Raw genomic sequence first — 20,849 nt, forward strand, 5'->3', positions numbered from 1 at the left:
GAAGTCGCCAGCGGGTCGAGCGGCCGGAGCTGGGCGAGGAGAGGGCGTGTCGTGACGATCGAGAGGGCCTGTGGCAGCTGGGAGACGCCGATCGGATCGGCGGACCTGGTGCGGGGGGCCCTGCGCCTCGGCGCGCCGCGAATCGAGGCCGGCTTTCTCTACTGGCTCGAGGGCCGCCCCGACGAGGGCGGCCGACAGGTCGTGGTCCGTGCGTCGCTCCCCTCGGCGCCGGGCGGCGAGGTCGGAAGGACTCGAGAGGCGAGTCCACCCGGCGTCAACGTGCGCACCCGGGTGCACGAGTACGGTGGGGGGGAGTACACGGTCTGGCGCGATCGCCTCTATTACGTCGACGACGCCGGCCAGCGGATCCTGGGCGGGCGGGTCGGCGGGCCCGTCGAACCGATGGTCGATCCCGGGAGCGCCTGGGCCGATCTGACGGTGACCCCGGACGGCGCCTGGCTGCTCGCGATCGAAGAGCGACCCCGCGCAGGGACCGAGCCCGAGAACCGCGTGATGGCGATCCCGCTCGACGCGGCCGGTGCGCGAGCGGGCGCGCCGCGGGGGGTGGCCGCGGGGCACGACTTCTACGCCTCGATCACGGTCGCGCCCGCCGGCGACCGCGTCGCGTTTCTCGCCTGGGACCATCCGAACATGCCGTGGAACGGGACCCTCCTCGAGACGGTCGCCTGGGGTCCGGAGGGACCGGCCGGGGCCGCTCGGGCCGTCGCCGGCGGCGCGTCGGAATCGCTGTTCCAGCCGCGCTTCTCCGCCGACGGGGCGCTCTTCGTCGCCACTGATGCGAGCGGGTGGTGGAACCTCGCGCGGCTCGGCGACGCGGGGCTCGTTCCGATCCATCACGAGGCCTTCGAAGTCGGGCGTCCGCAGTGGCAGTTCGGCATGTCCGCCTGGGTCTTCGCGGCCGGCGGCATCGTGGCGGCTGCTCAAGCGTCTGCGGTCGACCGTCTCGTAGAGATCGATGTCGAGAAGGGAGATTCTCGTGATCGCAGCGGGGGCGCGTCCAGCATCGATGGTCTCACGAGCGGCGAGGGCTGGCTCGCGTACATCGGCGCCGGCGCGGATCGCGGCGCGGCCGTCTGTCTGCAGCCCGAGGCCGGGGGCGAGGTGCTGCGCGTCCGCGAGAGCAGCGGTCTGGCGCTGCCCGGCGACGTGGTGAGTCGCGCCGAGGTCGTCTCGCTCCCCTCGCGCGACGGCCGCACTGTGCATGCCTTTCTCTACGGGCCTAGGTCGGGAGCCCAGGTCCCGCGACCCGGAGAACGGCCGCCGCTGCTGGTGAAGAGCCATGGGGGACCGACCGCCGCGGCGAGCTCGGCCCTCGATCCGCGGATCCAGTACTGGACGAGTCGCGGCTTCGCCGTCGCCGACGTGAACTACGGCGGATCGACCGGCCATGGCCGGACCTACCGCGACCTGCTGGCGGGCCAGTGGGGAATCGTCGACGTCGAGGACTGCGTCGCGGTCGCGGAGACCCTCGCGGGGGAAGGCCGGGTCGATGGCGATCGTCTCGCGATCAGCGGCGGCAGCGCGGGCGGCTACACGGTGCTGGCCGCGTTGGCCTTCCACGACACGTTCTCCGCCGGGGCGAGCCACTACGGAATCGGCGACCTCGAGGCGCTCGCTCGCGACACCCACAAGTTCGAGTCGCGCTACACGGACTGGCTCGTCGGGCCTTTGCCCGAGTCCGAGGCGATCTACCGCGAGCGCTCGCCGATCCACCACGTCGACGGGCTCTCGTGTCCGGTCGTCTTCTTTCAGGGCCTCGAGGACAAGGTCGTCCCGCCGAATCAGGCGGAGGCGATGGTCGACGCCCTCGCCGCGCGCGGACTCGCGCACGCCTACGTGCCCTTCGAGGGAGAGCAGCACGGTTTTCGTCGTGCCGAGAACATCCGAACGGCGCTCGACGGGGAGCTCTATTTCTACTCGCGGATCTTCGGGTTCGAGGCTCCGCGTCCGGACGCGGTGCGCGTCGTCGAGCCTTCATGAGGAGACGCGGGTTCCTGTCGAGCATCCTGCTCGTCATCGTCGCACGGGTCGCCTGCGTCTCGCCGACCGGCGGCTGGGACAGCGCGTCGTTCGTCTCGCTCCATCCGGAGATCGCTGGGATCCGCGGGCAGCGGATCGGGGACCTCACGCCCTACCCGGCGATCGTCGACGGGCAGGTGGCGATGGTCACCTGTCGTTTCGTCACCGACGGGCGTCCGATCCCGATCGCCGTCACCGGGGAAGGGTGGCCCGCGACGTGGGGCGAGCGCGCCCTCGAGGCCGTCGATGCCGCGGTCGTCGCGATCGAGTTCGATCGGCGCTCGCTGCCCCTCGATTCGCCGGGCATCCACATCCGATCGTTGGCGGCGGCGAGCGGCACGGGCCCTGCCGGTCTCGCGGACACGCGGGCGGAGTGCGACGTCGGCGCGGCGTCCTCGGGCGAGCGGGACGTGCGCGGGCGGCTGGTGCACGCGGAGGTCCGTATCCGTCGGCGCGTGCTCGGGACCTGGGCGCTGGAGCGTGCGGCGACCGCGGAGGGCTGGGTCGGTGCGATGCTGCACGAGCTCGGGCACGCACTCGGTTTCCAGGGCCACGCCGCCGTCGGCGACTCCCTGGTCCAGCTCGAGCAGAGTCGCCTGCGCGCACTCGGTCGACGGGTGCTCGCGGGCGGGAGCGTTTCGGCGCCGAACGTGCGCGCCCTCTACGCGGTCGCGCCCGGGACCCGGCTCGGGGTCGCGACCCTGTCGGCCTCGGCCGAGGCGGTCGTCGCGGCGGCGGTGCGCGAGATTTCGGCGCGAACGAGCAGGTCGGGTCCGCCGATCGCCGCACGCTCGGTCGTGGGCGATCGGCACGCGCGGCTGGCCTGGCGTTGGCGGGACGGGACCTCGCTCGTCCTGCGCTTCCCGAACTGGAGCGAGTCGCTCCGCTGGGGGCGTCCCGTCGAAGTCCGGCGCGGCGAGATCGGCGCGCTCGAGGCCGACCGGGCCTACTCCGCGACGTCCGGGTCGATCGCCCGGGCCCGGGCGATCAGCTCGTTCGCTCGATTCGTCTCGCCGGCGGCGCGAAGTACGAGGCCGAGTCGGTAGAGCACGACCGCCTCGTCCGGTGCCTGCTCGAGGGCGATCTCGAGATGCTGGAGGGCGCGCGCATGGTCCGATCGCGGTTGCTTGAAGAGCGCCCAGCCGAGCCCCATCTGGTAGGCGGGCTCGTCCGGCCAGAGCTCGACCGCGGGCTCGAAATACTCGAGCGCGCCTTCGAAGTTGCCCATCTTCGCGAGGATCTCGCCCTTGCGATACGAGGTCTCCGCCTGGGCCAGGCGGGCGGTGTCGATCTGGAGTTCTTCGCTTCCGCCCGCGTCGTAGGCCTTCTTCTTGTCCGGATCCGACAGGACTTCGAAGGCCTCGGCGATCCGGGCGAAGACCTGTGCGGCGGCTTCCTTGTGATCGTCGAGGCCGAGTCGCCCGAGCGCATCCGGGTGGTACTTCTTCGCGGCCTTGAAGTACGCCTTCTTGATCTGCGCGGCGCCGGCATCCTCCTCGAGTCCGAGCGCGGCGTAGTGGTCGAGGTCGGCGAGCTGTCCTCGTAGCGCGTCGATCTCTTCCCGGAGCGCTTCGGCCTTCGGGTTCGAGCCGGCCGCCGAGGCGGCCCCCGCGGTCTTCGTCGCGGCGGCGGGTCGGGCGGCGGTCGATGCGCCTGCGCCGGCGACCTCCACTTCGAAGTCGAAACGGGTTTCGGTCGCCTCGGTCGGGGGCTCGATCCGTCGGAGGACGCCGCTGAAGACCACGGCCCAGAGCGTGGCCGCCGCGAGGGGATCGCCCGCGCAGTCGCCGAGGACGCGCCCGATCGGCCGCGTTCCGTCGAGGCCGGCGATCGCCCGCGCCGCCATATCGCCGGCCTCCGCGAGCTTTCGCGTGACCTTGCGGTGACGCGGGGTGATGTCGCCGTGGAGCCCCTCGACCGCGACGATCGCGCCGAAGAGTCGGTCCGTTCCCCAGCGGCGCGGCAGCTCTTCCTGGAGGAGCGCGAGCAGGTCGAAGGGGCGCGCGGTCTTCGGGTCGTCGGCCTCGGGCGGGGCCTCGGTCCAGCGGTACTGGCCGGCGCCCCACTCGAACGTGTCGGCGATCCGCGCGCGGGTCTCCGCGCGCATCGCCAGATAGAGCGCCTTCGGGTCGAGCAGCTCGAGGGCGAGCACGGCGGAGACCTGGGGACAGCCGCGCTCGGCGGCGAGCCGTTCGACCTCGACACGTTGGGTGCCGTCGATTCGGCCGGTGTTCGCCAGGAAGGCCGCGAACTCGTCCTGGTTCCGCGGGGCCGAGATCGAGATCGGCGCACCCGCGCGGACCAGCAGCTTGCGTTCGCGCTGACCATGGGAGAGCGCGAGCAGACCCGTGCGCTCGTCACGCCACGCCTGGGCGAGGATCTGGGGAACGCTGACCGCGTCGAGGCCGCCCTCGTCCGGTGCGTCGATCCACTGCCCCTCCACCCCGGTCCCTCCTACAGCTGGTGCTTCTGGGCGTCGGCGATCTGGAAAGCGGTCGCGATCGCCTCGGTCAGGTCCTTGCGCAGCACGAGATGAGAGGCCTCGAGGCTTCCCATTGCCGCCTCGGCCGCGGGCGAGACGCCGGTGATCAGGCTCTGCGCGTTCCAGGACTCGATCGTCTCGAGGACCTGCTCGAGGGCAGCGGCCCCGAAGCCCTCGTCGAGCGGCCGCTCCCGCAGATCGACCACGACGGCGCGGATCTCGGAGATCCCCGGATCCCGACCGAGCATGTCGACGGTGCCGAGGGCCTCGTCGAGGGTCGTGAACGGGAGCACCATGACGGGGCCCCAGATGTGGACCACCGGCTGGGAGCGGTCGAACTGGCCGTCGGGACCGGCTCCCTTGGAGAGTGTCGGCGTCGCCTCGGCGCGTTCGATCGGTGGACTGACCGCGACCTTCCGGAATGCCTCGAAGGGAACCTTGGCGAGCAGCCACTGCATGTCACCGTCGCCGCGGGTGTTCCACACGCCGGCTTCCTGGACCTCGAAGCGACAGGCCTCGTCGCCGCGGGCGGCGCATTCGACCTCGCGGGCCACGAGGGATCGATTGAGCGTGCCCGAGAGCCAGCCCGTCGTATAGCCGGCACTCATCCAGCACGAGGGCCGCTCGCCCGCACCGAGTCGCGAGCAGCGCGCGACGGCCTCGTGTCGTTCCGGCCAGCAGCCTTCGAGGGAGAATGCGCCCTCGTCGTCGGTGCACGCGCCGGAGGTCCAGTGCATCACGAGGGCCGTGGTGTCCGGTCCGTCGCTGCCGAGCTCGTCGTCGTGCTCGTGGCAGACCCGCGCTGCGTCGCGCAGTCCGTGGAGCAGACCGATCTGGAAGAGGGCGAGGCTCGCGTCCCGGGGGCCGAGCTCGTCCTGGAGCTCCACGAGGAGGGACGCCAGGAAGCGCCCGTCCACGAAGAGCTTGGGATCGTTCATCAGCACCGTGTCGGGGCCGAATCCCAGGGCGGTGAGCATCTCGAGGGCGTCGTGTCCGCGCTCGGGCTCGGTCGGAGGCTTGGGGGGATGTCGCACGTCGGGGCCGGGGGTTGCTCTCAGCCTTCGATGAAGGCGTAGATGTCGAACTTCTGGTCCTTGCTGATGAAGGCTTCGCCTTCGTCTTCGAGGAGCCTCAGGAACGCTTCGACCACGACCGGGTCGAACTGGGTTCCGGAGTACTTGTGCATCTCCTTCACGACCACGTCGATCGGGAGCGCCTTTCGATAGGGACGATCGGAGGTCATGGCCTCGACCGTGTCGGCGACGACGATCACGCGTGACGGCAGCGGGATCTGGTCGCCGGCGAGCCGGTCCGGGTAGCCGTGCTGGCAGCCGTCGTACCACTCGTGATGGTGGCGGACGCAGGGGACGACGCTGCGCAGGAACTCGACCGGCTCGAGGATCTTCGCGCCGATCTCGGGGTGGCGCTTGATCTCTTCGTACTCCGCCTCGTTGAGGCGATCGGGTTTGGTGATGATCGCGTCCGGGATCCCGATCTTGCCGACGTCGTGGAGCAGGCCGGCGAAGTAGACGCGCTCGATCAGCTCCTTGCGGAGGTTGAGCTCGCGGGCGATTCGCGAGGCGTAGACGGCGACGCGCTCGGAGTGGCCGCGGGTATACGCATCCTTGGCGTCGATCGCCTCCGCGAGCGCGCGGATCGTCTGGATGTACGCGGTCTTGAGCTCGGTGTTCTTCCCGTCGAGCTGCTTGGTTCGTTCGCGAACCTTCTCCTCCAGGTTCTTGTTCATGTCCTGGAGCTTGAAGTTCTGCTCGCGGGTGACGGAATTGAGACGCTTGATCTCGGCCTTGAGGTCGTAGTGGTCGAAGGCCTGGCGGAGGGTCGCCTTCAGCTCCTCGTCGTTCCACGGCTTGGTGATCAGGCGGTAGATCTCGCCCTTGTTGATCGCCTCGACGGCGATCGTCATGTCGGTGTATCCGGTGAGCATCATGCGCACGACGTCCGAATGGCGATCACGCACCGCCGAGAGGAAGTCGACACCGCTCATCTCGGGCATCCGCTGGTCGGAGACGATCACCTGGGGCCCGACACGGTCGATCAGCTCGAACGCCTCGGCCGGGCTGTTGGCGGTCAGCACGTCGATCGGCTCGTTGCGGAGCAGGCGCTGGAGCGCCTTCAGGATGTTGACTTCGTCATCGACGAAAAGGACGGTGTGGTTCTGCACCGGAGCTCCCTGGACGAAAGCCCGGACCTGCGGAGGCACGGAGAACTCGTCCTGCGTGAGGCGATCGGGGGCGCTTCACAGGGAGTCCCATCGGCCCCTCGCCCGCGAACCGTTAGAGGACGAGCGCCTTCGCCGCGGTTTACGACCGCGCGACCGGCAACGACGAGCGCCCGGTCGGCAACCGATCCGCAGACGCGGGGCACACCACGCGCACTCGTGGCTTTTCCCTACGCCACCGCACGCCCGCCCCCAGCGACCGGCGAGCCGTCCGCGTAGATCGAAACGGAGAGCGCCTGCGGTCCAAGCGCACGCGCCCGAGGTAGCGAGCGCCCGCGGCCCAAGGGCGCGTACGCGCCCGAGGTAAACAGGGCCCAAGCGCGCTCTGCGCGCGCTTATAGATAGTTCCCGCCGTCGGTCCGGATGCGCGTGTTGGCCTGGCGGAAGCGGCTGAGCTCCCGGGCGAAGTCGTCGTTCGCGACGACCTCCGGCGTCTCGCCCGCGGCATCCAGGCGCGCCTTCCGTCGCAGGACCGCATGCAGGATCCGGATCCAGTCCCCGATCGAGGGCTCCCGCGTGTTGTTCACGACCTTGCCCCAGTCGATCTCGCCGAAGAGCGCACGGTCGGCGCGGGATTCCGCGGAGACCGAATGAATCCGCAGCGCCTCGATCACGTCGTCGGGGAAGAGCGGATTGACCTCGACGATCCGCTCGAAGCGTCCCGGGGTGAGGAACGCCTCGGTCAGCGTGTCCGGGTGGCTCGTGCTGCCGATCACGAGGCACTCGTCGACCGAGAGCGATCGATCGATCAGCTCGAAGAGCAGGTCCATGATCGGCCCGATCGGGAGCTCGGAGGCCCGTTTGCCCATCTCGTGGGCGCGGGTGAAGTCGAGCTCGTCGAAATAGACCGTGACCGGGGGCATTTCCTCGAGGGTCTGCGACCAGCCCTGGACCAGCTCGCCGATCTTGTTCGCGCCGTGGATCACGTCGAGGACCATCCGCGGCACGTCGACGCGGACGAAGGCCGTCTCGGTTCGAGCCGCCAGGTACTCCGCGAGGAGCGTCTTTCCGCTGCCGGCCCGTCCGATCATCAGCATCGCGCTGGGCGGAAAGGTCCCCCAGCGGCCGTAGACCTCAGGGCTCGTCTGGGCATAAGCGTAGGTGAGGATCTCCTCTTTCGCGCTCGCCAGACCTCCGATCGAATCCGCATCGATCACCGGCGCCGGCACGATCGTGGCTCCCCGCGCCAGGGGATCTACATTCCGCTGGAAGCTGGACCAGATGTTCGCCGCTCGGTCCGCCTGGATGCGTCTGTCCGTCATGGCCCGCAGTCTAGCGGCGGGACGGGTCGGCGCTTCCGATCCCGGCGGAGTTGCGCCATACTGCGCCGCCAGCGCGTCCCCATCGTCTATCGGTTAGGACTCCAGCCTTTCAAGCTGGCGAGGCGGGTTCGATTCCCGCTGGGGACGCCATCCTTTTTGTCGCTGCGCTGGGCGGAGCCTCTTTCGCAGCTCCGCGAAGGCGTGGCAATCCTCGACGACCCTGAGGTCGCCTTCGTCGTCGTTCGGTCCGCGGCGCGAAGATCCACCGCACTGATCCGCCCCGAATCTTCTCGTGGGGCGGGTTTGCTGGCGCCCCCGCGGAGAATTGATGTCGAGCGGCGCGGCGCGGCGGGTGGGGCTTTCGTGGGCGTTGGCTTCGGCCGTTGGGTCGGCGTTCATGGCGATTCCGTGGAAGCTCGCCAATGACGTGGGGACGCCGGCGCATTCGGTGTTCGTGCTGCTGCTCGTGGCGGCGACGGGGAACACGCTCCTGTCGGTCGGGCAACGATTGCGGGGGCCGATGCGCGGCGGGCGGATCGGGCTGATCGATCTCGGGGTGGCGATCGGGCTCGCGGGCTTCACGCTGGCGGGGAACCACCTGGCGGCGTTGGCCGTCCAGACCATGTCGCCGTCGATGATGAACCTGTTGCTGCGGGCGGAGCTGCCGCTCACGGCGGTGGCGGCGTGGATCTTCCTGGGAGAGCGCGCCCCGGGACGCTTCTGGGTCGGCACGGCGATCGCGGCGGCCGGGCTCGTTCTCTTGCAGGGCGCGCCCGAGGGCGACGTCGGTGCGCTTCGCCTCGATGCGCTCGGCCTCGCCCTCGCGTCGGCGGCCTGCTTCGGTTCGCTCGCCGTCGTGACTCGCGCTTTCGTCCATCGAATCGACGTCGTGGGCGTGAACGCGATCCGGTTGTGGCTCGCGGTCGGTCTCTGGTTCGTCTTCAACGATCCGAGTGGGCTGGCCGGGATCCCCGAGGCGCAGTGGCGCTACGCGACGCTGGCTGCGATCGCGGGGCCCTTCCTCGGTCGACTCACGCTCATGATCTCGGCCCGCACGATCGAGGCGCGCCTGTCGAGTCTCGTGATGCTGCTTGCGCCGGTACTGACGCTCGCGCCGGCGTACGTGCTTCTCGGCGACTGGCCGACCGATCGACAGCTGCTCGGCGGGGCCGTCATGCTCGTGGGGATCGCCTGGCCGCTCTCCGCGTCGCGACGCTAGGCGGCGGCCTGCACCTTCGGCGCGGCGCTATGCGGCGGCCTGCACCTTCGGCGCGGCGCTATGCGGCGGCCTGCACCTTCGGCGCGGCGCTATGCGGCGGCCTGCACCTCGAGGCGGTGGATCGCCGAGACGTGGAGGTTCGGGCAGCGCTCCGGGCCGTTCACGAGCTCCACCTGCGGCAGGATCGGCGCGAGGGCCCGTAGCGCGGCCCGCAGCTCCCAGCGCGCGAGGTTCGCGCCCAGACAGAAGTGGGCGCCATAGCCGCCGAAGGCGAGGTGGCGGTTCTTCTTGCGCGTGATGTCGAACGCGTAGGGTCGGTCGAAGATCTCAGGGTCCCGATTCGCGGACGGGTACCACATGCCCACGTCCTCACCGGCCTTGATCTTCACGCCGTTCAGCTCGAAGTCCTCGACCGCCGTCCGCGCGAACTGCAGCACGGGCGAGGTCCATCGGAGGATCTCCTCGCCGGCGGAGACGATCAGCTCATCGTCGTCGGCGTTCTCGTGGAGGAGCTTCAGCTGCTCCGGGTGCTGGAGCAGGGCGGCCATTCCTCCGCTGATCGCGTTCTGGGTCGTCTCGTTGCCGGCGGCGAGGATTACGAAGAGGTAGCCCTGGAGCTGCTGTTCGGTCAGCTCCTTGCCGTCGACTCTTCCGAAGACGATCCGGCTCGAGAGGTCCTCACCGCCGGGGCCCTTCTTCCTGCGGTCCTTGATGACGTCGAGCATGTACTCGGTCATCTCGTTCGACGCGCGGATGCGACCCATGTTGCGGTCTTCGCCTTCCTGGAACCACGTCTCTTCGGGCGCGCCGATCATCACGTTGGTCAGCTGCTTGAGCATCTTCCAGTCGCCGTCCGGCAGGCCCATCATCTCGCCGATCGCGGCGAGGGGCAGCTTCTCGGCGAAGCCCTTCACGAAGTCCGTCGTCTCGCCTCGCGCGCTGGCGGCCTTCAGGTTCGTCACGAACTCCTGGGCGAAGTCGTGGGACATCCGGGCGAAGTGCTTCTCGAGGGGACGGAGCGCGGCCGGGGTGAACTGCTTGGCCGTGATCAGACGGAAGTTCCGGTGGCGCGGGTCGTCCATGAAGATGAAGTCCGGGACTTCGTCCGGATCCCAGCCGCGGGATTCGTTGCGCATCCGCTGGGACCAGTCTTGACGCGCATCGTCTTCCTTCGACTGAAGGCGCAGACGGCGGCTGTTCACGAAGACTTCGCTGTGTTTCGAGATCTCGAGGATGTCCGCGTGACGGGTGATCGCGTAGAAGGGGTCGATGTCGTCGCGCTCGTACCAGAAGACCGGCGCCTTCTCGCGGAGGAGATCCCATTCGGCGAAGGGGTAGCCGCGCTCCAGATAGAGCTCCGGGGTGTGGATGTCGAGGTTGTCGAGGGTGAGTTCCGCCATGCATCGATCGTAGTGCGCGGGAATCCGGGGATCCAGCCGGGCGGACGGCGTTCTGGCGCGTCTAGATCGCTTCGCGCGAGGCGACCCGGGTGCGCACGTCGAGCCGGCCTGGCGCCTCGCCGACCGGCACCCAGCGGAAGCTCATGAATCCGTCGGTCCTTCCGCCGGTGTCGAGCGCGTTGGCGTGGTCGACGGGGCCGGGCGCGATCACGATCTGGAACCCGCCGTCGGCCGTCGGGGCGACGGTCGCGTCGTTCAGGTGGACGCGTCGGCTGCGGAAGTCGGCGGTCTCGTGCCAGCGGTCCTCGATCTGGAAGATCCAGTAGGGCGTCTCCGGCGGAAAACGACCCTCGACGATCAGGACTTCGTCGTCGGCCAGGCGCCAGGCACCGACGCGATAGCGAACGTCGGCGTTCAGCCCGAGGTCTTCTTCGTCGCCCCGCGCGCGGGTCGTATCGGGGAAGGTGTTGAGCGCCGTCGGCTCGAGGAGTTCCGGCATCCAGTCGCGGGACGAGAACCAGAAGCGGCTCATGCCCGCGACCCGCTGGAGGCGGGCGGCGACGACTTCGTCCGTCAGGCGCGCCGGCGGCGGCACCGGCCCGATCACTTCGACGGCCAGGTCCGGGTCGCCTTCGGCCTCGAGATCGTGGTGATACTCGCGAATCGTCACGTTGAAGCTGTCGTCGTCCATCGACAGGAAGTCGCCGATCCAATCCTCCGGGCGCGTCCGCGCGATCAGGATCTCGAAGCGGTCGTCGGCGTCGTAGCCGATCTCGTCGGCCCGCAGACTCGAAGCCAGCGAGATGGACGGACGCATCGCGACCGCGTCGAATCGCATCGACTGCACCTGGATGTTCGAGAAGGGCGCGCGACTGCGCCGCCCCGTCAGCCGGTACGTGTAGTCGGGTGAGACGGTGAACCCGTGGTACTCCGCGTCGGGGCTGTTGCCGCCGACCTTGGTGAGCGCCGGCTGGAGGTCGAAGGTCGTGATCACGGGGCGGGCGGGGTCGTCGGTGAACGGCATGCGCGCGGTATTCGACAGGATCGCGAGCAGGCCCTGGAAGCGATCGATCGCGTCCTGTTCGGTCGGCGCGCCGTACGGTCCGTCCCCCACGGTCGCGGCCCCCGCCTCTCGCAGGGTCTCGACGAGCCGGTGCCAGGCGGCGTACGAGGAGAGCGCTTCGAGCTCGGCGCGTGCGTCGCCGACCGGCGGCGGTGCCTGCAACGAGGCCAAGCGATAGAAGAAGACCGCGGCGCCCGTGCTCACGACCAGCGAGAGCGCGAGGACGGCGACGAGGAGGTTTCGGCCCAATGTGCGTCGATCAGGCGGTCGCCGGCGCCGGTTGTGCGCCGCGTACGAGCTTGCCCGGCGTGGCGCCCGTCGGCTCGCCGTCCTCGACGACGACCTCGCCGGAGACGATCGTGTAGCGATAGCCGCGCGCCTTCTGGACGAGACGCTTGCCGCCGGCGGGCAGGTCGTAGCGCATCTCCGGCGCTTCGAGGGCGAGGGCGTCGAAGTCGATCACGTTCACGTCGGCCTTCATGCCCGGCGCGAGCACGCCGCGATCGAGGAAGCCGACGAGCCTGGCCGTATCCGCGGCCTGGCGCTTCACGATGTACTCGACGGCGATCGGTTCGGTACCGGGCTTCTTCGCCGCGCGATCGCGCGCCCAATGGGTCAGCAGGTAGGTCGAGAAGCTCGCGTCGGAGATGAAGCTCACGTGGGCGCCGCCGTCGCCGAGCCCCGGGACCGTGTGCGGATGCTGGAGCATCTCGAGGCAGTGGTCCGAGTTGCCGTAGAAGTAGTTGAGCGCGGGCATGAAGATCTGTCCCGTGCCCTCGTCCGCGAGCAGGACCTCGAGGGCGTACTCCTCCGGCGCGCGACCGGCCGCTTCCGAGAGCGCGGCGATCGATTCCTCCGGGCCCGGCTCGTAGTTCGGCGGGTTGCCGAGACGGAAGAGGCGTCTCGGGTCCATGATCATCCCGCCCCGGACGAAGGCGGCGCGGCGCTCCGGGTCAGCGAGGAACGCGGCGCGCTCGGCGATGGGGAGCCCGACCGCTTCCTGGAAGACCGGGTTCTTGATGAACGGATTGAAGGTCGCCTCGAGGCTCATGATCACGCCGACCGGGCGCGGGGCGACCTGCGCGTGGAGCTCGACGCCTTCGGCCTGGGCTTCGCTGATCAGCTCGAGCATTCGGCGCCAGTCCTCGGGGCGCTCGTCGATCTGCGCGACCGAGACGGACATCGGGCGTCCGCTGCGCTCCGCCATCTGCCGGACCATCGCGAACTCCGGCTCGAGATCCGGGAAGTCGCCCACGATCTCGAATACGCCGGCCCCCGCCTCCTTCAGGCCCTCGGCGATCCCCCAGAGCTCTTCGGAGGTCGCCGTGTACGAGGGCGTGTGCTCTCCGTCGACCGTCTTGTGGTTCACGGTCCGGGAGGTCGTGAAGCCGACGGCGCCGGCGAGGATGGCCTCCTTCGTGAGGCGTGCCATCTCCTGGATCTCGTCGGGCGTCGGTCGTTCGTTGTGGTCCGCGCCGCGATCGCCCATGACGTAGCCACGCAGCGCGCCGTGCGGAACCTGCGCGGCGAAGTCGAGGGAGTGCGGGCGCTTCTCGATCGCGTCCAGATACTCGGGGAAGCTCTCCCAGTCCCAGGTGAGCCCTTCGGCGAGAGCGGTGCCCGGGATGTCTTCGACCCCTTCCATCAGGCCGATCAGCCACTCGTGGCGGTCGGGGCGCGCGGGCGCGAAGCCGACGCCGCAGTTGCCCATCACGACGGTCGTCACGCCGTGGTAGATCGAGGGCTCCATCAGGTGGTCCCAGCTGACCTGTCCGTCGTAGTGGGTGTGGACGTCGACGAAGCCCGGGGTGACGAGCAGGCCGGTGGCATCGATCTCGCGCTGGCCGGGGCCGACGTCCCCGCCGACGGCGGTGATGCGTCCCTGGTCGATCGCGAGGTCCCCGGTTGCGCCGGGGGCGCCGGTGCCATCGATGAGCGTGCCGCCGCGAATCACGAGATCGTGCATGTCGAGTGCTCCTGGTCTGCCGCAGCCCGAGGGCGACGGGGTGGATCGGGATCTGGAGAGGGTAACCGTCGCGCAGGCCGGGGAAAGGCAGGGCGCAGGGGGGCCTCCGGGGGGCGGACTCAAGGATTTCCGGCGGTCGCCGATGTAGAAAGGGACCGGGGCGAGGCATCCCGGTCGCCGCATCTGAATCGGGTCGGGCGTTCTCGAGGGACGACCGGCCCGTTTCTCTTTCGGGACACCGGCCTCGGGCGCTAGGCCTCGACGCCGAGCCGCCGCGATTCCGCCGCTGCGATCCGCGCCTCCATGCGCTCCAGAAAAGCGGCGAGGGTGGGGCGGTCCGCGATCGCTTCGGCGCAGCCCGGGATGGGACCGTCCCGGAGCACGAGCAGCATCGCGTAGACGGAGACGTCGGCGACGGATGGCTCGTCGGCGTGGAAGAAGGTGCGGTCGCCGAGGAAGCCCTCGAGATCCGTCATCCGGTCGAAGAGCTCTCCGATGATCTCGAGCTCCCGGGCGTCGGCGCGGGTCTGAGGGGTCTTGCCGAAGCGCCGCCCGACGTGACCCAGGAGACGGGCGAGGAGCGAGTCGTCGACCGGCTGGTCGTCCCCCGGCTGCGGGTAGCGCGCCGTCCGCCAACGATTCCAATAGAAGGTGAAGGAGTCGTTGGACCATTCGGCGAGGCGCTGCTGGGCCTCGGCGGTCTTGGGCACGCTCGACAGCAGCGGCGGCTCCGGGGCCACCTCTTCGATCCAACCGAGGATCACCGCCGAGTCGGCCTTGCGCCGCCCGTCGATCTCGAGCACCGGCAGCGTCCGCGCGATCGGACTCCAGCGGGCCACGTCCTCCGGATCGTCCGAGACGACCCGCTCGAAGGGCAGGCCCTTCAGCGCGAGGGCGGCCGCGACGCGTTCCGAGTACGGATTGCGCGACTGGGTGTAGAGCCGGATCGTGGTCGGTCTCGGGCCCGGCGCGGGCACGCTGTCGCTCATGCCAGCCCGCTCACCGATTCCGGCACGTCGGGCCGGTCCGCGCTCGGCGCTGGAAAGAGATCGTCGATGGCGCGCACCACGTCGTCGGGGAGCGTCACGCCGACGGCTCCGGCGTTCTCTTCCAGCTGTTCCATCCGTGTCGCGCCGATGATGACGCTCGCGACCGTCGGCTCCCGGAGGCACCAGGCGAGGGCGAGCTGCGCGAGGGAGATCCCGAGACCCGTCGCCAGCGGAGCGAGTCGGTCGACGCGGTCGAGAATGTCGGCGTCGAGACCCCGACCCATCCAACGATTGCGCTTGGGGTCGTCGGCTCGGCTCTGTTCGGGGATCCGGCCGCCGCTGTACTTGCCCGTGAGCGTCCCCTGGGCGAGAGGGCTGAAGACGATCTGGGACAGCCCTTCGCGCGCACTGGTCGGGATCACGTCGCGCTCGATGCCGCGCGAGAGGATCGAGTACTCGGGCTGGTTCGAGACCGGCCGGGGGGTCCCGATTTCGTCGGCCAGCGCGCAGGCGTCGGAGATCTGGGACGGCGTCCACTGGGACACGCCCCAGTGGCGGACCTTGCCCTGCCGGGTCAGCGCGCCGTAGGTTCGGACCGTCTCTTCGAGGGCGGTGTCCGGATCGAACCGGTGGCACTGGTGGAGATCGATCCGCTCGACGCCCAGCCGCTTCAGCGAGTGCTCGACGCTTCGGGTGACGTGCTCGCGGGAGAGTCCGCTCTCGTCCGGCCGATCGGACATGGGGAAGAAGCACTTGGTCGCGACGAAGACCTCGCTCCGCGGCAGGCTCGCGATCGCGTGGCCGAGGGTCTCCTCCGCCAGCCCGTCCTGGTAGACGTCGGCGGTGTCGAAGAGGTTGATGCCGAGGTCGAAAGCGCGGTGGACGAGACGGGTCGTCTGGTCGTCGTCGACACGCGTGCCCAGGGTGAGCCAGGAGCCGAGCGACATCTCGCTCACCCGGAGTCCACTTCGCCCCAACGCGCGTGTTCGCATGCTTCGAAGCTAGCATTTCGACATGGGCTGCTGCGGGACGGACTCCGCCCGTCGCGACTGGTAGACTCCCGCGCCGTGCTCCACCTCGCCTCCGAAACCGACCCCGACTGGCTGCCCCGCGCCGCGTCCAATCTCGACGACGTGCTGCTCGACCATGCGCACTGCGAGAAGAAGGCGGCGGGCGCGGCGATCAAGCTGCTCTTCGCGTATCCCCATCACCGGTTCCTGCAGGAACCCCTCGCGGAGCTCGCCCGCGAGGAGCTCGAACACTTCCAGCAGGTGCTCTCGATCCTCGACGCGCGCGGCGTGAAGTACCAGACGATCCGACCGAGTCCCTACGGCATGGCGCTGCACGCGAAGGTGCGTCGCGACGAGCCCGACCGGTTGCTGGATCTGCTCTGCGTGTCCGCACTGATCGAGGCCCGCAGCTGCGAGCGCTTCCAGCTGCTGGCCGAGGGCCTCGGAGACGCCGATCGGGATGCTCGTGGACTCTATTCCTCGCTGCTCGCGAGCGAGGCCCGCCACCACGGGATCTACCTCGCGCTCGCGAGCGAGCTCGTCGGGCGGGCGGCCGCCGAAGCGCGTCTCGACGAGATCGGTCGGCACGAGGCCGAGGTGGTCGGGGCGCCCTGCGAGTGGGTGAGGCTGCATGCCGGCTGAGGCGCCGTCCGACGGGCCGCGTCCCGCCACGGGGCTCGACGAGAGCTCCCCTCGCTTCGTCGGGACTGCCGAGGGACGCGTCGCGTATCACGAAGCGGGGGACGGCGAGCCCGCGCTGGTGATCCTCCATGGCTTCACGGGGCACCGCGACGATTTCATCGGGATCCTGCCGACCCTGGGCGAGCGGCGGCGCGTGCTGGCGCCCGATCTCCGGGGGCACGGGGATTCGGAAACGGGACCGGGGGCTTTGGGCTGGTCCTTCGAGCAGCTCGTGAACGATTTGCTGGCCTTCCTGGATGCGATGGGGCTCGAGCGGATCGACCTGCTCGGTCATTCGGTCGGCGGGTTCGTGGCGTTGCGGACGGCCCTCCGGGCGCCGGAACGGATCCGCTCCCTCGTTCTGATGTGCACGGCGCCGGAGACCCCGTCCGCGATGGACCCGACGGGCTGGCAGGCGGCCGTCGCGATCAGCGCGGAGCGCGGGATGGACGGGCTCATTCCCCTCGCCGAGCGGGCGATGCGCAACGACCCCTTTCCCGGGCTCGCGGCCTGGGGAGACGTCGAGCGCTACTACGCCCACCATCGCCGGCGACACGCGTCGATGACCCCGGAAAGCTACCGCGAGGTCGGGGCCACGTTCTTCGAGTCCGAGTCCCTGGTCGCGCAGTTGCGCGAAGTGGAGATGCCTGCCCTCGTGCTGGTGGGCGCACAGGACCACGAGTGGTTGCCTGGAGCCGATCTCTTCGAGCAACATCTGCCCGCCGCGCGCCGCATCACGATCGACGGCGCGGAGCATCATCCGCATCAGGAGAATCGCGCCGCCTTCCTCGAAGCGCTCGAGACCCATCTCAGCGGCCTCGAGCAGGTCGGGCAGGGCGACGCGAACTGAAGACGAACCGGGGCGCCCGACGGCGTCCACCGAGCGCGTGCGGCGCTCGGACCTCGAGGGGAACGACGATGAGTGGAGCGACCGAGGACATCCAGATCACGACCAGCGGCGGCGAGACGATGAACGCCTATCTCGCGCTTCCCGAAGGAGGAGGACCGGCCCCCGGCGTCGTCGTCTGGATGGAGATCTTCGGCGTGAACGATCACATCCGGGACGTGACCCGACGCGTCGCCGCCGAGGGCTACGTCGCGCTCGCCCCCGACTTCTTCCACCGCACGGGTGCCGGCCTGAACCTGGGCTACGACGACGCGGGCTTCGAGGAGGGCTTCAAACACTTGAACGCCCTCGTCGCCGATCAGATGATCGCGGACGCGAAGGACGCGGTCGCCTATCTCCGCGGCCGCGACGACACGACGGACAAGATCGGCGTGATGGGCTTCTGCATCGGAGGTCACATGACCTATCTGACCGCGTGCGAGACCGACGTGGCCGCGGCCGCCTCGTACTACGGCGGCGGCATCGCCGCGCCGGAGGGGCCCGGCGGCGCGCCCGGCACGCTCACCCGCACGGGGAAGATCCGCGGCAAGCTCAACTGCTATTTCGGGAGCCAGGATGCGCTGATCCCCGCGGACCAGGTCGAGGCGATCAAGGCGTCCCTCGCCGAGAATGGCACCGACCACGAGGTCCACATCTACGACGCGGACCACGGCTTCCACTGCGACCAGCGCGGCACCTACCACGAGGCCAGCGCGAAGGACGCCTGGGAGAAGACGAAGGCGCTCTTCTCCAGCGAGCTTCGCTAGGCCCCCGCGCGCGTTTCCGCTGGGCGTCGCCTGAGGGGCACGCGGCAACGAAGGCGCCGGGGCGCCCAAGGTCGCATGTCAGTCAGCCCAGGATCTTGTGCAGCGCCTCGATCAGTCGATCGACGGGCTCGGGGCGCGCGTTCTCGCCCATCAGGCCGATGCGCCAGATCTCGCCGGCGAGCGGGCCGAGGCCGGCGCCGACTTCGATGCCGAATTCGCCGAGCAGGCGTCCGCGGACGGCGCCTTCCCCGAGCGCGTTCACGCGGTCGGGCAGGCGGACGGAGGTGAGCATCGGCAGGCGGTTCGCCGCGTCGACGAGCGGGGTGAAGCCGAGGGGCTCGAGCCCTTCGACGAGGCGCGCCGCGGCGGCCTCGTGTCGGTCGTACCGAGCCGGGAGGCCTTCGTCGAGGATCACGTCGAGGCCGGCGGCGAGGCCGTAGGTCGCGGTGATCGGGGCGGTGTGGTGGTAGACGCGTTTCTCGCCCCCCTGTCCGGCCACGTAGTATCCGGCGAGGAGCGACAGGTCGAGGAACCAGCTCTGGACCGGCGTCTTGCGCGCCTTCACGGATTCGATGGCGCGATCGGAGAAGGAGACCGGCGAGAGACCCGGCGGGCACGACAGACATTTCTGGGTACCGCTGTACGCCGAATCGATTCCCCACGCGTCGAGCTCCACCGGCCGGCCGGCCAGGGAGGTCACGCAGTCGAGGACGACCATCGCGCCCGCGTCCCGCGCGGCCTGGGAGATCGCCTCGACGGGCTGGCAGACCCCCGTCGACGTCTCCGCGTGAACGAAAGAGACGACCCGCGGCCGGACGCGGTCGATCGCCTCCGCCATCGCGTTCGGATCCAGCGTCGTGCCCCATTCCGCCTCGACGGTCGTGACCGCGGCGCCGGCGCGCCGGCAGACCTCGGCCATGCGGCCCCCGAAGACGCCGTTCACGCCGATCACCACCGGGTCGCCGGGCTCGAGCAGGTTGACCAGCGCGGCCTCCATCCCGGCGCTGCCCGTCGCGGAGATCGGCAGCGTCATCGCGTTCGCGGTCCCGAAGACCGTCCGGAGTCCGTCCTTCACGCGGTCGAGCAGGGCGATGAACTCGGGGTCGAGGTGGCCGAGCAGCGGCCGGCTCATCGCCTCGAGGACCGAGGGGTGGGCGTTCGAGGGGCCGGGGCCCAGAAGCAGGCGTTCGGGAAGCGTTCTCAGGATCGACATGGCGGGCAGGGTAGCGGCTGTCCCCCTCGGACCGAGGCCCAGCGCTCACGAGTTGACATGGCCCGGGCGTGCCCGGTAGTGTTGGGCGTGCCCCCCAGGGAGGCCCAGGGGCCGCGGTTCCTACCCGCACCAGATCGCATCCATGTCGCCGGGCCGCGTAGAGAGTCAGCCGGTCCGGCGGAAGACCAGCTCGAGCCGGGGGGGCTTTCGGGGATGGCCAGGACCGTTTGGATCGTCGTGGGCGGCGCATTGCTCGTCGCCGGAATCGCCTTCTATCTGCTCATCACGACCGACGCCGGGGATCGACCGGCGCTCGACCACATCGACGCGAAGAGCCGTGAAGAGATGGACCGGCTGCTGCGCGAAGACTGAAACCAGACGAGGCGGCGCCTCTCTCTGGCAACTGAGGTCCCATCCACGATGGGCTTTCGAACACGGGAGACATACGAGGAGGACGAACGGCGCGGACTCGCTCCCTGGGCGACCTGTGCCGCGGATTCCGTCGGGCGACTCGTCGACGAGCCGCCCCATGTCTATCGGACAGCCTTTCAGCGGGATCGCGATCGCCTCGTTCACGCCCGTGCCTTCCGCCGCCTCGAGTTCAAGACCCAGGTCTTCGTCCACCTGGAGAACGACCACTACCGCAACCGGCTCACGCACACGATCGAGGCGGCCCAGGTCGCGCGGACGATCGCTCGAGCGCTGCGCCTGAACGAAGACCTCGCCGAAGGGATCGTGTTGGCCCACGACCTCGGGCACACGCCCTTCGGTCACGCCGGCGAAGCCGTCCTGGCCGAGTTGATGGAGGAGCACGGTGGCTTCGACCACAACCGCCAGAGCCTCCGGATCGTCGATCTGCTGGAAGACCGCTACCCGGACTTCAGCGGCCTGAATCTGACCGCCGAGCTCCGCGAGGGGATCCTCAAACACGGCTGCCCGTGGAGCCACCCGGTCGAGCTGCCCCCGCTCCATGCCCAGCGGACCCTCGAAGCCCAGGTCGCGGACTGCGCCGACGAGATCGCCTATCTCCATCACGATCTCGACGACGGCCTGCGCAGCGGGCTGCTCTCCCTCGACATGCTCGAGAGCCAGGACCTCTGGAAGCGCGCCCAGGCCAGCCGGCGGGCGGAGCTCGGGGCCGACGATTCGTTCTCGGTCACGCGGACCCAGAAGATCGGGGCGCTCCTCGACACGCTGAACACCGACCTGATCACCGAGACTTCGCGCCGCCTCGACGCGGACCCCCCGGCGTCCCTGGCGGCGCTGCGGACCCGCGAAGCCCCGCTCGTCGGGTTCTCCCCCGACGTCGACCTCGCGAAACGGGAGCTCAAGAGCTTCCTTTCGCAGAACTTCTACCACCATCCCCACGTGCTCCGGCGTACGCGCAAGGCGGAGTGGATCGTGGGCGACCTCTTCAAGACCTACCGGGACGACCCGATGCTGCTCCCCGCGAACGTGCGGACCCGCTTTCCGCGGGAGGGCGAGCTTCGGGCCATCTCGGACTACATTGCAGGGATGACGGACCCGTTCGCCATGGACGAGCACCAGAAGCTGCTCGATCCCCACGCGCCCTGACCCGTCACGCTGCCTAACACGGCGCCCTCGTGAAGCGAGGCGCGCCGCTTGGACCGA

At 69.7% G+C, this 20,849-nt stretch carries 18 protein-coding genes and 1 tRNA gene; 9 read left to right on the forward strand and 10 right to left on the reverse strand.

The genetic code is table 11. The annotated features are described in order from the left end of the window. The first annotated feature begins 51 nt into the window (after positions 1-51). Entirely contained in the window at positions 52-2,001 is a 1,950-nt protein-coding gene (locus NXI30_05205) for a prolyl oligopeptidase family serine peptidase (GenBank protein ID MCR9093593.1), read from the forward strand. Beyond that, a complete protein-coding gene (locus NXI30_05210) occupies positions 1,998-3,086 on the forward strand; it encodes a hypothetical protein (GenBank protein MCR9093594.1) in 1,089 nt (362 codons plus the stop codon). Before NXI30_05205 ends, NXI30_05210 begins: the two co-directional genes overlap by 4 nt. On the opposite strand, the gene NXI30_05215 is transcribed toward NXI30_05210, so the two are convergent. The 4 genes from NXI30_05215 to NXI30_05230 form a co-directional block, all read right to left on the reverse strand. Then, entirely contained in the window at positions 2,987-4,483 is a 1,497-nt protein-coding gene (locus NXI30_05215; GenBank protein MCR9093595.1) for a DnaJ domain-containing protein, read from the reverse strand. The two genes, NXI30_05210 and NXI30_05215, sit on opposite strands and share 100 nt — an antisense overlap. A gap of 11 nt (positions 4,484-4,494) precedes the next feature. Next, the gene (locus NXI30_05220) at positions 4,495-5,556 is read right to left on the reverse strand and encodes a hypothetical protein (protein ID MCR9093596.1); all 1,062 of its coding nucleotides are present in this window, start codon (positions 5,554-5,556) and stop codon (positions 4,495-4,497) included. Between the two features lie 20 nt (positions 5,557-5,576). After that, positions 5,577-6,704, reverse strand: a complete 1,128-nt coding sequence (locus NXI30_05225; GenBank protein MCR9093597.1) for a response regulator — start codon at positions 6,702-6,704, stop codon at positions 5,577-5,579. Positions 6,705-7,096: 392 nt separating this feature from the next. Next, positions 7,097-8,023, reverse strand: a complete 927-nt coding sequence (locus tag NXI30_05230) for an AAA family ATPase (protein ID MCR9093598.1) — start codon at positions 8,021-8,023, stop codon at positions 7,097-7,099. Between the two features lie 75 nt (positions 8,024-8,098). Here NXI30_05230 and NXI30_05235 point away from each other — a divergent pair. Both NXI30_05235 and NXI30_05240 read left to right on the forward strand, forming a co-directional pair. Continuing rightward, positions 8,099-8,173 (forward strand) — tRNA-Glu (locus NXI30_05235). A gap of 247 nt (positions 8,174-8,420) precedes the next feature. Then, entirely contained in the window at positions 8,421-9,242 is an 822-nt protein-coding gene (locus tag NXI30_05240) for a DMT family transporter (GenBank protein ID MCR9093599.1), read from the forward strand. Positions 9,243-9,331: 89 nt separating this feature from the next. Here NXI30_05240 and NXI30_05245 read toward each other — a convergent pair whose 3' ends face one another. The 5 genes from NXI30_05245 to NXI30_05265 form a co-directional block, all read right to left on the reverse strand. Further along, on the reverse strand, positions 9,332-10,642 hold the full coding sequence (locus NXI30_05245; GenBank protein MCR9093600.1) for a cytochrome P450: 1,311 nt from the start codon (positions 10,640-10,642) through the stop codon (positions 9,332-9,334). Positions 10,643-10,703: 61 nt separating this feature from the next. Then, a complete protein-coding gene (locus NXI30_05250) occupies positions 10,704-11,954 on the reverse strand; it encodes a DUF1214 domain-containing protein (protein ID MCR9093601.1) in 1,251 nt (416 codons plus the stop codon). 10 nt (positions 11,955-11,964) lie between these two features. Continuing rightward, positions 11,965-13,671 carry an amidohydrolase family protein gene (locus NXI30_05255; GenBank protein ID MCR9093602.1) on the reverse strand — a complete coding sequence of 569 codons (1,707 nt, stop codon included), beginning with the start codon at positions 13,669-13,671 and terminating at the stop codon, positions 11,965-11,967. 251 nt (positions 13,672-13,922) lie between these two features. Next, entirely contained in the window at positions 13,923-14,660 is a 738-nt protein-coding gene (locus tag NXI30_05260) for a glutathione S-transferase family protein (GenBank protein MCR9093603.1), read from the reverse strand. Then, positions 14,657-15,652 (reverse strand): aldo/keto reductase family protein, encoded by a 996-nt coding sequence (locus NXI30_05265; GenBank protein MCR9093604.1) that lies wholly within the window; start codon positions 15,650-15,652, stop codon positions 14,657-14,659. Before NXI30_05265 ends, NXI30_05260 begins: the two co-directional genes overlap by 4 nt. Before the next feature lie 75 nt (positions 15,653-15,727). Between NXI30_05265 and NXI30_05270 the strand changes: the two genes are divergently transcribed. The 3 genes from NXI30_05270 (at position 15,728) to NXI30_05280 (ending at position 18,004) form a co-directional block, all read left to right on the forward strand. Further along, positions 15,728-16,312 (forward strand): tRNA-(ms[2]io[6]A)-hydroxylase, encoded by a 585-nt coding sequence (locus tag NXI30_05270; protein ID MCR9093605.1) that lies wholly within the window; start codon positions 15,728-15,730, stop codon positions 16,310-16,312. Then, positions 16,302-17,201 carry an alpha/beta hydrolase gene (locus tag NXI30_05275; protein MCR9093606.1) on the forward strand — a complete coding sequence of 300 codons (900 nt, stop codon included), beginning with the start codon at positions 16,302-16,304 and terminating at the stop codon, positions 17,199-17,201. The genes NXI30_05270 and NXI30_05275 overlap by 11 nt, the downstream gene beginning before the upstream one ends. Before the next feature lie 68 nt (positions 17,202-17,269). After that, complete coding sequence (locus tag NXI30_05280; GenBank protein ID MCR9093607.1) at positions 17,270-18,004, forward strand: dienelactone hydrolase family protein; 735 nt, start codon at positions 17,270-17,272, stop codon at positions 18,002-18,004. Positions 18,005-18,086: 82 nt separating this feature from the next. On the opposite strand, the gene NXI30_05285 is transcribed toward NXI30_05280, so the two are convergent. Further along, positions 18,087-19,217, reverse strand: a complete 1,131-nt coding sequence (locus NXI30_05285) for an alanine--glyoxylate aminotransferase family protein (protein ID MCR9093608.1) — start codon at positions 19,215-19,217, stop codon at positions 18,087-18,089. A gap of 213 nt (positions 19,218-19,430) precedes the next feature. On the opposite strand from NXI30_05285, the gene NXI30_05290 reads away from it, so the two are divergent. Both NXI30_05290 and NXI30_05295 read left to right on the forward strand, forming a co-directional pair. Beyond that, entirely contained in the window at positions 19,431-19,589 is a 159-nt protein-coding gene (locus tag NXI30_05290) for a hypothetical protein (GenBank protein ID MCR9093609.1), read from the forward strand. 48 nt (positions 19,590-19,637) lie between these two features. Beyond that, positions 19,638-20,792 (forward strand): deoxyguanosinetriphosphate triphosphohydrolase, encoded by a 1,155-nt coding sequence (locus NXI30_05295; protein MCR9093610.1) that lies wholly within the window; start codon positions 19,638-19,640, stop codon positions 20,790-20,792. The last annotated feature ends 57 nt before the right edge of the window (positions 20,793-20,849 follow it).

The sequence above is a fragment of the bacterium genome, from assembly GCA_024742285.1.
Taxonomy (GTDB): domain Bacteria; phylum Myxococcota_A; class UBA9160; order UBA9160; family UBA4427; genus UBA4427.

Bases quoted from the DNA above. Each gene is read 5' to 3' on its own strand.
- NXI30_05295 (MCR9093610.1), top strand. From the start codon at position 19,638: ATGGGCTTTCGAACACGGGAGACATACGAGGAGGACGAACGGCGCGGA.
- NXI30_05290 (MCR9093609.1), top strand. From the start codon at position 19,431: ATGGCCAGGACCGTTTGGATCGTCGTGGGCGGCGCATTGCTCGTCGCC.
- NXI30_05255 (MCR9093602.1), bottom strand. From the start codon at position 13,671: ATGCACGATCTCGTGATTCGCGGCGGCACGCTCATCGATGGCACCGGC.
- NXI30_05280 (MCR9093607.1), top strand. From the start codon at position 17,270: ATGAGTGGAGCGACCGAGGACATCCAGATCACGACCAGCGGCGGCGAG.
- NXI30_05285 (MCR9093608.1), bottom strand. From the start codon at position 19,217: ATGTCGATCCTGAGAACGCTTCCCGAACGCCTGCTTCTGGGCCCCGGC.
- NXI30_05260 (MCR9093603.1), bottom strand. From the start codon at position 14,660: ATGAGCGACAGCGTGCCCGCGCCGGGCCCGAGACCGACCACGATCCGG.
- NXI30_05210 (MCR9093594.1), top strand. From the start codon at position 1,998: ATGAGGAGACGCGGGTTCCTGTCGAGCATCCTGCTCGTCATCGTCGCA.
- NXI30_05245 (MCR9093600.1), bottom strand. From the start codon at position 10,642: ATGGCGGAACTCACCCTCGACAACCTCGACATCCACACCCCGGAGCTC.
- NXI30_05230 (MCR9093598.1), bottom strand. From the start codon at position 8,023: ATGACGGACAGACGCATCCAGGCGGACCGAGCGGCGAACATCTGGTCC.
- NXI30_05275 (MCR9093606.1), top strand. From the start codon at position 16,302: ATGCCGGCTGAGGCGCCGTCCGACGGGCCGCGTCCCGCCACGGGGCTC.
- NXI30_05240 (MCR9093599.1), top strand. From the start codon at position 8,421: ATGGCGATTCCGTGGAAGCTCGCCAATGACGTGGGGACGCCGGCGCAT.
- NXI30_05265 (MCR9093604.1), bottom strand. From the start codon at position 15,652: ATGCGAACACGCGCGTTGGGGCGAAGTGGACTCCGGGTGAGCGAGATG.